The sequence below is a fragment of the Streptomyces sp. NPDC002276 genome, from assembly GCF_053891435.1.
In genome coordinates, this window is sequence record NZ_JBSFCQ010000010.1 from 287,604 (window position 1) to 300,526 (window position 12,923).

The following is a 12,923-nucleotide window of genomic DNA, read 5'->3' on the forward strand; positions in this document are numbered from 1 at the left end:
TCAGCAGTGCCGACCGCGGTCCGCCGAACTCATCGGCTTGTCCTTGAAGGTGACATAGCCGTAGCTGGGGTTGTCGCTGTTGAAACCGGACTCCTGGTAGTCGTAGACGTACCAGTCGTAGTGGCCGTAGTACTTGTCCTTGAACTGGATCTCCCACCAGCCCTTCGCCTGCTGCTTCGAGGTACCGCGCTCGATCCAGCCGTAGCTTCCCGAGGGGATGTTGACCGTGTTGGACTCGGTGTCGGTGTGGGAGTTCTGCCAGGTGTGGCTGTAGCTCGTCTCGACCGACACCTCGAAGACCTCGGCGAACTTGTAGCCCGCCGTGACCGAAACGCCGACCGTGTTGCCCGCGGTGGTGGTGTCCGACCAGTCGATCCGGTGCTGGTTGGTCTGGGACCCGCAGTTGTACGCGGTGCTGCCGACCTGGTGCGCCGGGCCGGTGTAGCTCCAGTAGCTCTGCGGGCGGAACTTGCAGAAGCTCGCCCAGTTGCAGGCCTTCAGCAGTTCGGCGTTGGTGGGGGTGTCGGCGGCGAGGGCCTGCGGAGCCGTGAGCAGCGAGGCACCCACGGTGAGCGCGCCGAGCACGCCGAGCGCACGGGGGGAGAGGGATCGGGAGGACTTCTTCTTGCGCGGGGCGAATGCCATGGATCACTCCATCGAGAGGGGAAGTTCGGTGGAAGCACCAGTTGCTGCGCACCACTCTCGGACGGAATCCTCCGCCGCTGATCAACGTCCCCTCAGAGCCCGGCACAGAATCGCATCGGCGTTTCGTCACAGTCTCCTCAGAGTCCGCCCGTACCCGGCGGTACCCCGCGACCCCGCCGCTACCCCGGTGTCACCAGCCGCGCCTCGTACGCGAACACCGCCGCCTGCGTGCGGTCCCGCAGCCCCAACTTCACCAGGACACGGCTGACATGGGTCTTGATCGTCGACTCGGCGACCACCAGCCGCTCGGCGATCTCCACGTTCGACAGCCCCTGCGCGATGAGGACCAGCACCTCCGTCTCCCGCTCGGTCAGATCTCCGTACGCCACCTGCTGCGCGGCCGGTATCAGCCGGGGCGCCTCGGCCAGCTTCGAGAACTCCGTGATCAGCCGCCTGGTCACGGAGGGGGCGAGCAGCGCCTCGCCGGCCGCCACCACCCTTACCCCGTCGGCGAGTTGGCGTGCCGAGGCGTCCTTGAGCAGAAAGCCGGAGGCTCCCGCGCGCAGCGCCTGGTACACGTACTCGTCGAGGTCGAAGGTGGTGAGCACCAGCACCTTCGCCGCGCTGTCCGCCGCGACGATCTCCCGGGTCGCCTCGATGCCGTTCATCTCGGGCATCCGGATGTCCATCAGGACGACGTCCGGGGCCAGTTCACGCACCCGCTCGACCGCGTCCCGTCCGTTCACCGCCTCGCCCACGACCTCGATGTCCGGCATCGCGCCCAACAGGACCGAGAAGCCCTCGCGCACCATCATCTGGTCGTCCGCGATCAGCACGCGGATCGTCATGCGTCACCTTCCCTGGCGCCCGGCGCCGGTTCGCCCGTGCTCGGCACCGGTTCACTCGCACTCGGGACCGGCAGGAACACCGTCACCTCGTAGCCGCCGCCGTCCGCCGGGGCCGCCGTCATCTCGCCGTTCAGCATGGAGACCCGCTCCCGCATCCCCGTGATGCCGTGGCCCGCGCCGGGCGAGGGCTTCACCAGACTCGGCTCGGGTATCGGGCCGTTGACTATCCGCAGGCCCAACCCGCCCAGCACATAACCGATCTCCACCCGCGCACTCGCGCCGGGCGCGTGCCGCAGGGTGTTGCTCAACGCCTCCTGCACTATCCGGTACGCCGACAGCTCGACGCCCTGCGGGAGTTCACGCACCGCCCCCGTCACCGCCTTGTCGACGCTCAGGCCGGCGTCGCGCACATTGGCCAGCAGCGCGTCCATGTCGGCGAGGGTGGGCTGCGGGGCGTCCGGCGCCTCGTAGTCCTCCGCGCGCACCACGCCCAGGACGCGGCGCAGTTCGGTCAGGGCCGCCACCGCGTTCTCCCGGATGGTGACGAACGCGCGCTCCAGCTCCGGCGGCGGGTTCTCCACCCGGTAGGGCGCGGCCTCCGCCTGGATGGCGACCACCGACATGTGGTGGGCCACCACGTCGTGCAGCTCACGGGCGATCGTCGTGCGTTCCTCCAGGAGGGTGCGCCGGGACCGCTCGTGCGCCGTCACCGACTGCTGCGCGGTCACCTCCTGCCGGGCCTCGCGACGTATCTGCCAGACGGCGACGCCGAGCAGCATCAGGGCGGAGAGGAACAGCATCTGCGCGCTGTCCGAGCCGAAGGCGTGGCCGCCGGCGAAGCTGGTGGCGCCGATGCCGTAGACCGCCGTCAGCGCCCACATCCAGGCGGCCGTGCGCGGTCGGGTGCGTATCGCCACGATCGCGAGCACGGACAGGTGACATATGAAGCTGCCGTTCCGCCACGGCCACTCGTCGTCGAACTCGGTCGCCAGGGCGGTGGCGACCGGGGTCGCGGCCATGGACAGCCAGAACGCGCCGACCGGCCGCACCATGGTCAGCAGCACCGGCACCAGGGCGAGCAGGCCGAGGATCACGTTGCTGCCCGCGCCGCGGGCCTCGTCGTTCGTCGCGACGAACATCCCGAGCAGGCCGGCCGCGGTGATCAGGGCGTGCGGGCTCCAGGCCACGTACTCCCGCGCCCGCCCTTTCAGACTCCGGGTCAGTGGGCCGTCGGCGGTGGAGGGAGGCAACGGGCGGTAGGCGAAGGCGTCGTGGAACAGGTCCTGCCGCAGTCCGCGCAGGGCGTCCGCGGCAAGCCTGAACTCCGGGCTGCGCGGCTTGGCCCCGCCCGTCTGCGGCAACTGCTGGGTCGTCTCGGTCACATTCAAAACGGTAGGCGGAGGGGCGGGTAGTCGTCGTCACCTGTGAGAAGGGTCCTGGGGCGTCCCTCTCAAGTACTACGGGTATGCCCGAGGGCCGGGCTTCAGCGGCCCCCGCCCGGCCGCACCAACCCCGACTCGTACGCGAACACCGCCGCCTGCGTACGGTCCCGCAGCCCCAACTTCACCAGGATGCGGCCGACATGGGTCTTCACGGTCTGTTCGGCGACGACCAGGTGCTCGGCGATCTCCGCGTTGGACAGGCCCTGCGCGATCAGCGCGAGCACCTCCGTCTCGCGTTCGGTGAGGTCGCCGACGCGTGACTTGAGCGGGGTGCGTGGTGTGCCGTTCAGCCGGGAGAACTCGGCGATCAGACGGCGGGTGACACCCGGCGCGAGCAGTGCGTCGCCGGCCGCCACCACCCGTACCGCCTCGGCCAGTTGCTCAGCGGACGCGTCCTTCAGGAGGAAACCGGAGGCACCGGCGCGCAGCGCCTCGTACACGTACTCGTCGAGGTCGAAGGTGGTGAGCACCAGGACCTTTATCTGCGGGGTCGCGTCCGTGATGCGGCGGGTGGCCTCGATGCCGCCGAGCTCGGGCATGCGGATGTCCATGAGGACGACGTCCGGGGCGAGTTCGGCGACCTTGGCCACCGCGTCCAGGCCGTCGACCGCCTGGCCGACGACCTCGATACCGGGCTGGGCGTTCAGCAGCACGGTGAAGCCCTGGCGGACCATCTGCTGGTCGTCGGCGATGAGTACACGGATGGTGCCGCTCGTCATGGGGTGTCGTCTCCTGTCGGGAAGATGATCTCGGGGGCGGCGGGTCTGTCGGGGGTGGTGGATGCGGAGGCGGATGTGCCGGGGGCGGATGTGCCGGAGGCGGCGGATGCGGAGGTGCTGGGGGCGGCGGGTCCGTCGGCGCTGTCCGGGCCGTCGGGTCTGTTGGATCCGTCGGGTTCGTCGGGTTCGTCGGGTTCGTCGGGGAGTGCGACGCCGTCTCTGGGGAGGAACGCGACGACCGCGAAGCCGCCCTGGAACGTGTTCCCCGCGGTGAGGTGTCCGCCGAGCATCGCCGCGCGCTCCCGCATGCCGAGCAGGCCGTGTCCGGCGCCCGGGGAGGGCGGGGCGGCCTGCTGCGGGCGGGAGTTGGTGATGATCAGCCGTAGTCCGTCGGGGTCGTGGGCGACCTCGACGGCGACGGTGGAGCCGGGGGCGTGCCGCAGCGCGTTGCTCAGGGCCTCCTGGACGATGCGGTACGCCGACAGCTCCACGCCGGGTGCCAGCGGGCGCGCCTCGCCCCTGACGTCGCCGCGCACATCGAGACCGGCGGCCTTGGTGTTCTCTATCAGGGCGTCCAGGCGGTCGAGGGTGGGCTGCGGGGCGTCGGGGGCCGCACCGGTGCCGGGGCCGCCCAGGGCGTAGGGGTCGTCGGGATACTCCGGGTTCTCCGAGCGGAGCACTCCGAGGACCCGGCGCAGTTCGGCGAGAGCTTCGAGGGCGTTCTGTCTGATGCCGGCGAGGTTCTCCTTGAGTTCCTCCGACGGGTTCTCGACCAGGAGGGGCGCCACTTGGGCCTGGATGGAGATCACCGACATGTGGTGGGCGACCACGTCGTGCAGCTCGCGGGCGATCCGGCTGCGCTCCTCCAGGAGTGTGCGGCGGTTGCGTTCCTCCGCCGTGATCGTGACCTGCTCCACGAGCTGGGTACGGGCCTCGCTGCGTCCGCGCAGGGCGGTGCCGATGAGGACGGCCACCGCGCAGACGGCCACCGCGACCATGCCCGTCGAGGAGTAGCGCTGGGCGCCGACCAGACCCTGGATGACGAACGTCGTCAGGGCGGTCGCGGCCAGCGCCGCGAGAGCCTTGCGGGTGGGCACGCGCAGGGCCACGAGCAGCAGGACGGCGGCCTGGACGATTACTTCGGTGGTGCTCCAGGGCCAGTTGGGGCCGGGGGGCGGGCCCGGGAGGGGATTCATGGTGGGGAGGGGATTCATGGCGGCACGCGCGGTCAGCGCGGTGAAGGCCGTGGCGGTGAGGGACAGGGCCCAGGCGGGGACGGGGCGGCGCAGGGCGAGGACCAGGGCGACGCCCTGCGCGAAACCGGCCAACAGGCCCTGGAACACACCCAGTTCGTACCCGCTCATCATCTCGTCCGTGCCGGCCAGGGAGAGGCCGAGCGCGGCGAGGGAGACGAGGGCGTACGTGATGTACCGCAGCCAGCGGTGTCCGGGGAACAGGACGGGTGCGGTGTGCGGGGGCCCGGCACCGTCGGCGACTGCGTTCACCTGGTCAACCCTAGGCACGGCGAGGGCTCTTCGCTGCCGGGTGGGGCGGGTGGGTGTCGGCGCGGGTGTGGGCGCGGGCGACCCCTGAGCGGCGGGACGGGCGGCGGGACGGATGGTGGAACGGGTGGCGCGACGGGTGGTGCCGCGGGCCCTGTTCGTAGGCCCGGAACGCCGCCCAGCAGACGGTCAGCGTCAGCGCGAACACCGGGAGCCAGGCCAGTCGGGCCGCCACCCAGGTCAGGTCGTCGGGGCGGGTGTGCAGGCCGGGCAGGCGGCCGGCGGGCAGGGTCGCGGCCGTGGTGGCCATGAGGGCAGTCTGGTGCCAGAGGAAGACGGTCATCGCCGAGAGGTTGACCAGGGCCACCGCCGACCAGGCGAGGGGGCGGCGCAGTGCGCGGCGCAACCGGTCCCGGAGCAGCAGGGCCAGGCCGCACTGGGCCAGGCCGAAGGTGACAGCGGCCAGGGTCGGCGGGTCCAGGTTGGAGATCGTGGTGCCGGGGACGCCGACCATCGACGCCGGGTAGCCCGCCCACAGGACGAGGGCCGCCGTCGCCGCCGTACCTCCGGCCAGCAGGACCCAGCCCGCCCTGGCCCGGTCCAACTCGCCCCGGGTCCAGGCCGCGCCGAGGGTGTAGGGCACGAGCCAGCCCGCCGCGACGTTGACCCAGCCGAGCCAGGAGGGGCCGCCGAGTCCGAAACGGATCAGGTCCACGTGCAGGACGACGGCCAGCGGCCACAGCGGGTTGAGCCGGGTCAGGAGCGGGGTGGCCGCCGTCAGGCCCGCGAACACGACCAGGAACCACATCGGGGACAACGCCAGTTTGACCAGGGCGCGGACCGTGTCGAAGTCCGTGCCGGACAGGAGCAGCGCGAGGGCCGTCACCGTCCACACGACGAGGACCGCGGCGACCGGAGTGAACAGCCGGGCCAGCCGGGCGGCCAGCCACTGGCCGTACGTCGTGCCCCGGGCGCGTGCGGAGGCGTAACCCCGGGTGGCCACATGGCCGCCGACCAGGAAGAACACCGCCAGCGTCTGGAACACCCAGGAGATGGGCGCCAGCCACGGCATGTCCCGCAGGGGGCTCGCCGTGTGCAGGGTGCCGCCGTCCGCGACCAGGGCCGTCACCAGCCAGTGGCCCAGGACGACACCGAGGATCGCGAAGGCACGCAGGGCGTCCACGGCCCGGTCCCGGTCGGGCGGGGTCGCGGTGTCGAGGCGGACGGCGGCCCGGCGGAGGCGCTCACGCATGGGTCACCTCCGTGGTCTCGCCGAGGACGATCCGGGCGAGGTTGGCCAGGGAGGCAGAGCCCGGTGCGAAGTAGTCGCTGTGGCCGCCGTCCCCGGCCGCGAAGACGCGGGCGCCGAACTCCGGGGACACCGGATCCGTACCGAAGCCGACGGTCGTGCCGAACAGGTCAGCGCTGACGTGCGGGACGTCGCCCACCCAGTCGTCGGCGCCGCGCGCCGCCCAGACGCGGGCCGAAGTACCCAGTCCCGCAACGGAGTCGGCGCCCGTGCCGGGGCTGCCGACGAGGACGAGGTCGGACACGTCCAGGCCTGCGGCGACCCGGCCGCACACGACCGTGCCGTACGAGTGGCACAGCAGCGCGATCCGCGCCGTGCGGCCGGTGACGGCGTGCAGCTGCCGTATGAACTCCCGTAGGCGCGGGGCCGCTTGGTCGGCTCTGCTCGCGGTCAGCACTGTGGTGCTCACCGTGCGCGGGGTGTCGTAGCCGAGCCAGGAGACCACCGCCGTACGGGAGTTCGGGGCGTCGTGGGTCAGTTGGCGGCGGAGGTTCAGCGCGGTGGCACGGAAGCGGTCGTAGGTGTCGAGCGAGGTGTCCGAGCCGGGGACCAGGACGGCGATGCGGTCGGCGTGGGCCAGGTCGCCGAGGACCTCCGTGGCCAGGCCGGGGCCGCGGCCGTCGTAGGCGAGGAGGTGGCGGGCCGGGTCGGCCATGGCGCGGTCCGTCGCGGCGCGGCGCTCGTCGCCGTCGGCGCCTGCCATGCGGGACGCCTCGGCGGCGTTGGCGCCGTTCGCCGCGTACGTCTCGGCCAACGTGGCCGCGGTGAGTGGCGCGAGCGCGGCCGGTGCGGGGGCCGGGATCTCGGGCCGGGCAGCGGCCGAGAGGGGGATCACGACGGCACCTATGACGAGCGCGGCAAGGAGCGCGCGGCGCCAACTGCCGGTCCGGAGCCGTCTGTTGTGGCCGGCGCGTGGCGCCTCGGTTTCCCGTGACGGACCGCTCCCCACCGCGTCGGTTACCGCGACGGCGCCCGCCACCCCCGTACCCAGCCCCATGTCCGTCTCCCCTCCCGCACGGCCGCCGTCGGGCCGAACTGGAAGGAAAATTACGGATCCGCGCACGTCGTCCGCGTCCCGCCAGGGAACTCACCTGCGACGTAGCTCTCAGGTACTACGGGTATGACCGGGGTGGACGAGAGGCCGACCTAAGTCGGAGGCTCACCACGCCAGTTGTGCGATCTCCTCCGCCACCACCGCGCACGCGTCCGCCGCCGGGTCGATCAGGGGGAAATGGCCGACGTCTTCGAGGAGCGTGAGGCCCACGACCTCGCCGGACTTCGCCGCCGCGTCCGCGTACGACTCGGCGACCGCCTGCGGGACTTCGAGGTCGGCGCGACCCTGGACCAGCGTGGTCGCGATGCCGGTGGGCAGCAGGAGCGTCGGATCGGCGTACGGCAGCCGTTCCGCGAACTTGGCCTCTCCACCCAGGAGTTGACCCGCCGCTCCACCGCACACCGCAAGCTTCTCGGCGACAGTGAAGTCGGCGATCGGGGCGAGGGCGACCACACCGCGCAGCGTGGCGGGGGCGTCGGTGCGCCAGGGGGCGTCCTTGGGGAGGACGTGCCGGGCCGCCGCCCACAGCGCGAGGTGACCGCCCGCCGAGTGGCCGGTGAGCACCGTGCGGCGTGGATCGGCCTGCGGAAGCGCCTCCCGGACGAGGGCGGGCAGCGCGTCGAGCGCCGCCGCGACGTCGTCGAAGGTGTCCGGCCAGCGGCCCGCGACCGGGCCCGTGCCGCCCTGCGCGGGCAGCGCCGCCCCCCGCCGGTACTCGACATTGGCCACCGCGAACCCCCGGCGGGCCAGGAAGTCCGCGAACGGGGTGACGTGCCGGCGGTCGTACGGCGTCCGCCAGGCACCCCCGTGCAGTACGACGACCAGCGGCGCCGGTTCGCCCGGCACGCGCTCGCCGTGCGGGGCGTAGAAGTCGATCACCTGGTCGGGGTGGTCGCCGTACGCCGCGGTGCCGTCGGGTTCCACGGCGGGGTGCGAGAAGGCCGACTCCTCTTCCACGGCGGCTGCGGCGGCACGTGCGGCAGCGGCGTCGTCCGGCATGCTCCAACCTCTCAGCGACGAAAAGGACTTGGACGGATCGGGATGTGACGGGATATGGCGACCAGGAGCGAAACACACGAAGAAATTCGGCCGTCGGCCGGGACGCTACCAGGCCAGTGACGTGCACGCGGACCGCGGTTGTCACGCTCGGTGAGGCGTAAACGGTTCTGCGGTGCACGTCACCGGCACATCGCCGGCAGTCCACTGCGACCTAACCACTCCAGCTTTCTACGACGGTTAGGTCGAGGTACACGGCTTCCAGAGGTCCTAACCGACCAGGTCCCCCAGCACCCGCGCCGCCCGCTCCACGTCCCCGAACCCGACGTACAGCGGGGTGAATCCGAACCGCAGCACGTCCGGGTGCCGGAAGTCGCCGACCACACCCCGCTCGATCAGCCGCCGCATCACCTCACCGGCGTCCGCGCAGCGCAGCGCGACCTGGCTCCCCCGCTCCGCGTGGGCGACCGGAGTCACCGACTCCACCCGCCCGGACGGCACGTACGACGCCACGCACTCCAGGAAGAAGTCCGTCAGCGCGAGGGACTTGGCCCGCACGGCCCCGACCGAGACGCCGTCGGCGTCCCACACGTCGAGGGCCGCCTCCAGGGCGAGCATGGACAGGATGTCCGGGGTGCCGACCCGGCCGCGCGGCGCGCCCGGCGCCGGTTCGTAGGCGGGCCGCATGCCGAAGGGTTCGGCGTGCGAGTTCCAGCCCGGGAGCGGGGAGTCGAAACGGCTCTGGAGATCGGACCGCACATACAGGTACGCCGGTGAACCCGGGCCGCCGTTCAGGTACTTGTAGGTGCAGCCGACCGCGAGGTCCACCCCGTGCTCGTCGAGTCCGACCGGCAGGGCGCCCGCGCTGTGGCACAGGTCCCAGACGGCCACGGCACCCGCCGCGTGTACGGCGGCGGTGAGCGCGGGCAGGTCGTGCAGCCGGCCGGTGCGGTAGTCGACGTGGTTGAGGAGCACCGCCGCCGTACGGTCGCCGAGCACGCCCGGCACCTCGGCCGGGTTCACCGGCCGCACCGTACAGCCGGTCATCCGGGCCGCCGACGAGGCGATGTACCCGTCGGTGGGGAAAGTCGTCGCGTCGACGACGATCTCGTCCCGCCCCGAGCCGCCCGCCATCCGCACGGCCGCCACAACCGCCTTGAACACATTGACACTTGTGGAGTCGCCGACGACGATCTGCCCGGCCGCGGCCCCGACCAGCGGGGCGATCCGGTCGCCGATCCGCTCGGGCGCGGTCCACCACCCGCTCTCCTCCCAGGACCGGATCCGCAGTTCGCCCCACTGCCGCCGTACGACGTCCTCGACCCGGCCGGGGACCGCCACCGGCAGCGCGCCGAGCGAGTTCCCGTCCAGGTACACGACATCGTCACCGAGGACGAACTGCGAACGCACGCCCGCGAGTTCGTCGGCGGCGTCCAACTTCTCCGCCTTGAGCGCTAGTTCAGACATGGGAGCGCGCCGTCCACAGCTCGGGGAACACGTTCTTCTGCGCGCGCTTCTCCAGCCAGGCGACGCCCGCGGAGCCACCGGTCCCGGTCTTCGCGCCCATCGAGCGCCGGGTGGCGACAAGATGGTCGTTCCGCCATCGCCACACCAGCTCGGCGACATCGGTCAACGCCTCGCCGAGCCGGGCGAGTTCGTCGCCGGGGTCACCGGAGTAGAGGGCGGTCCACACCTCCTCCACCTCCGCCGACGGCTCGTAGCGCAGCGACACGTCACGCGCGAGCACGGCCTCGGGGACCGTGTGCCCGCGCCGGTCGAGGAGCCTCAACACCTCGTCGTAGAGGCTCGGTTCGTGCAGTGCCTTCTCCAACTCGGCGTGCACGCGCGGTGCGCCGCGGTGCGGGACGAGCATGGACGCGGACTTCTCGCCGAGCAGGAACTCCATGCGGCGGTACATCGCGGACTGGAAGCCGCTGCCCTCGCCGAGAGCGGCCCGGTACGAGTTGAACTGCGCCGGGGTGAGCTGTCCGAGGGGCCGCCAGGAGGCGTTCAGCGCCTCCAACTCCCGTACGGAACGCTTCAGCGCGTCGATCGCGACCGGCACCCGGTCCTCGCGCAGGGCCCGCGCGGCGGTCTCCCACTCGTGCACGATGACCGTGAACCACAGCTCCATCACCTGGGTGGTGACCAGGAAGACCATCTCGCCGGGGTCGTCGGAGCGGGTGTGCTGGAGGTGGGTGAGGACGTCCGCCTGGACATAGTCCTCGTAGGGGGTCGTTCCCTGGAAGTCGAGATGCGGGGCCTCGGGCTCCTGCGTTTCCTGAGCCTGCTGGGACATCGCTGTCTCCTGATGCGTACTCCGGGTAGCGGTCCGCCCCTGCCGAATTCCGACACGGGGGCCCCGGTCCCCACCGGGCATCCTGCACAATCGTCCCGCAAAACCGCAAGGTCCGCCCGGTCACACCAGGCGGACCCGCATCACCACACCCGGACTACGGGACTGGCCCTAGCCCAGCGTCTGGGCCGCCGTCGGCGAGGAATCCTTCAGGAACTGGCTGCACCGCGCGTACTCCTCCTGCTCCCCGATCGCCTGCGCGGCCCGCGCGAGGGCGTGCAGCGCACGCAGAAAACCACGGTTCGGCTCGTGCTCCCACGGCACCGGACCATGCCCCTTCCAGCCGTTGCGCCGCAACGAGTCGAGCCCGCGGTGATAGCCCGTACGGGCATAGGCGTACGACTCCACGACGCTGCCCCGCTCGAACGCGTCATCGGCCAGCAGGGCCCACGCGAGCGAGGAGGTCGGATACTTCGCGGCGACATCGGCGGGCGTCGCCCCGCTCGCGAGAAGGTCGCGCGGCCCGGGGTCTTCGGGAAGATGGGTCGGGGGCGGTCCCCCGAGGAGGTTCTCGTGAATCGTCATGGGTTCCAGTCTCCCCCAGGGGCGGCGATTGACAGGCATCCGCCCGCTACCCGGCGTCGAGACGCCCCTTCCCCGCCCGTGGCTCCAGTGGCGGGGCCGTGATCGAGCCGTGGGTGACGCACTCCGGGCGGCGGCAGTCCGGGGGTGGGCGGCGGACCGTTGTGTAAGCCAGGGCCGAACCGACCACCAGTACCCCCGCGCACCACCCCATCGCCCGGTCGAAGGCGTGGTCGAAGGTGGTCGCCGAGCGGTACGCCTCCGAGCCCATCCCCGCGAGCAGCGGCAGCGCGGCGATCGCGATGAGGCCGGCCGCGCGGGCCGCCGCGTTGTTGATGCCGCTGGCCAGGCCCGCGCGGGCGGTGTCGACGGAGGCGAGGACGGTGGCCGTGAGGGGGGCTACCAGGATGACCATGCCTGCGCCCATGACGAGGAGCGCGGGTACGACGTCGGTGAGGTAGGAGGCGTCGGGGCCGACCCGCAGCATCAGGAGCATCGCCGCCGCGCACAGCAGAGGGCCGACGGTGAGGGGGATGCGGGGGCCGATGCGCTGGGCCAGTTCGCCGGAGCGGGCCGAGAAGAGGAGCATCAGGGCGGTCGTGGGGAGCAGTGCCGTGCCCGCTGCGAGCGCCGAATAGCCTGCCACCACCTGGAGTTGGAGCGCCGTCAGGAAGAAGAAGCCGCTGAAGGCCGCGTACACGCAGAGCGTGACCAGGTTGACCGCCGTGAACTGGCGGGACGCGAAGATGCCCGGCGGCATCATCGGATCGGGGCTGCGCTTCTCGACGTAGACGAAGGAGACCCCCGCGGCCACGCCCGCGACGGCGGTGACGATCACGACGGGGAGCGGGCCGTCGGCCGCCTCGATCAGCGCGTACGTCACCAGGGCGAGTGCGATGGCGCCGAGTGCCGCGCCCAGTACGTCGAAGCGGCCGTGGGTGCGGCCGTCCGCCGACTCGGGGACGTGGCGTACGGCGATGGGGGCGCACACCAGCGCCATCGGGACGTTGATCAGGAACACCCAGCGCCAGCCGGGGCCGTCCACCAGCCAGCCGCCCAGGAACGGGCCGATCGCCGCGCCGATACCGCCGAAGCCGGACCACAGGCCGACCGCCCTGGCCCGGTCGTCGGGGTGGAAGGACGCCTGGATGAGGGCGAGGGAGCCGGGGGTGAGGAGTGCGCCGCCGATGCCCTGGAGCGCGCGGGCGGCGATCAGGACCCCGGCGTTGGGGGCCAGGCCGCAGAGCAGGGAAGCCGCCGCGAACCACACCACGCCCAGGACGAAGATCTTGCGGCGGCCGTAACGGTCGCCGAGCGAGCCACCGAGGAGGATCAGCCCGGCCAGCGTGAGCATGTACGCGTTGACCGTCCACTGGAGGGCGGCCAGGTCGGCGTCCAGGTCGCGGCCGATGCGGGGCAGGGCCACGTTGACGACCGTGGAGTCCACCATGGCCATGCTGGAGCCGAGGACGGTGGTGAGCAGGATCCACCTGCCCTGGGGCGAGGCGAGGCGCACATCGGAGGACATGC

At 71.9% G+C, this 12,923-nt stretch carries 12 protein-coding genes; all 12 read right to left on the reverse strand.

The features are described from left to right. A complete protein-coding gene (locus tag ACWIHT_RS26155; protein WP_456170681.1) occupies window positions 1-645 on the reverse strand; it encodes a hypothetical protein in 645 nt (214 codons plus the stop codon). A gap of 179 nt (window positions 646-824) precedes the next feature. Then, window positions 825-1,493, reverse strand: coding sequence for a response regulator (locus ACWIHT_RS26160; RefSeq protein ID WP_456170682.1), 669 nt, complete (start codon window positions 1,491-1,493; stop codon window positions 825-827). Then, window positions 1,490-2,875, reverse strand: a complete 1,386-nt coding sequence (locus tag ACWIHT_RS26165) for a sensor histidine kinase (RefSeq protein ID WP_456170683.1) — start codon at window positions 2,873-2,875, stop codon at window positions 1,490-1,492. The genes ACWIHT_RS26160 and ACWIHT_RS26165 overlap by 4 nt, the downstream gene beginning before the upstream one ends. A 101-nt stretch (window positions 2,876-2,976) precedes the next feature. After that, complete coding sequence (locus ACWIHT_RS26170; protein WP_262061290.1) at window positions 2,977-3,654, reverse strand: response regulator; 678 nt, start codon at window positions 3,652-3,654, stop codon at window positions 2,977-2,979. Next, entirely contained in the window at window positions 3,651-5,159 is a 1,509-nt protein-coding gene (locus tag ACWIHT_RS26175; RefSeq protein ID WP_456170684.1) for a sensor histidine kinase, read from the reverse strand. The genes ACWIHT_RS26170 and ACWIHT_RS26175 overlap by 4 nt, the downstream gene beginning before the upstream one ends. A 10-nt stretch (window positions 5,160-5,169) precedes the next feature. Further along, window positions 5,170-6,408 (reverse strand): acyltransferase family protein, encoded by a 1,239-nt coding sequence (locus tag ACWIHT_RS26180; RefSeq protein ID WP_456170685.1) that lies wholly within the window; start codon window positions 6,406-6,408, stop codon window positions 5,170-5,172. After that, a complete protein-coding gene (locus ACWIHT_RS26185; protein WP_456170686.1) occupies window positions 6,401-7,462 on the reverse strand; it encodes an alpha/beta hydrolase in 1,062 nt (353 codons plus the stop codon). The genes ACWIHT_RS26180 and ACWIHT_RS26185 overlap by 8 nt, the downstream gene beginning before the upstream one ends. Window positions 7,463-7,624: 162 nt before the next feature. After that, window positions 7,625-8,518, reverse strand: a complete 894-nt coding sequence (locus ACWIHT_RS26190) for an alpha/beta hydrolase family protein (protein ID WP_456170687.1) — start codon at window positions 8,516-8,518, stop codon at window positions 7,625-7,627. Window positions 8,519-8,785: 267 nt separating this feature from the next. After that, a complete protein-coding gene (gene kynU, locus ACWIHT_RS26195; protein ID WP_456170688.1) occupies window positions 8,786-9,982 on the reverse strand; it encodes a kynureninase in 1,197 nt (398 codons plus the stop codon). Further along, on the reverse strand, window positions 9,975-10,814 hold the full coding sequence (locus ACWIHT_RS26200) for a tryptophan 2,3-dioxygenase family protein (RefSeq protein ID WP_456170689.1): 840 nt from the start codon (window positions 10,812-10,814) through the stop codon (window positions 9,975-9,977). The genes kynU and ACWIHT_RS26200 overlap by 8 nt, the downstream gene beginning before the upstream one ends. A gap of 168 nt (window positions 10,815-10,982) precedes the next feature. Beyond that, the gene (locus ACWIHT_RS26205; protein WP_033284811.1) at window positions 10,983-11,396 is read right to left on the reverse strand and encodes a DUF3151 domain-containing protein; all 414 of its coding nucleotides are present in this window, start codon (window positions 11,394-11,396) and stop codon (window positions 10,983-10,985) included. Between the two features lie 46 nt (window positions 11,397-11,442). Next, window positions 11,443-12,921 carry an MFS transporter gene (locus ACWIHT_RS26210; protein ID WP_456170690.1) on the reverse strand — a complete coding sequence of 493 codons (1,479 nt, stop codon included), beginning with the start codon at window positions 12,919-12,921 and terminating at the stop codon, window positions 11,443-11,445. Between the last annotated feature and the right edge of the window lie 2 nt (window positions 12,922-12,923).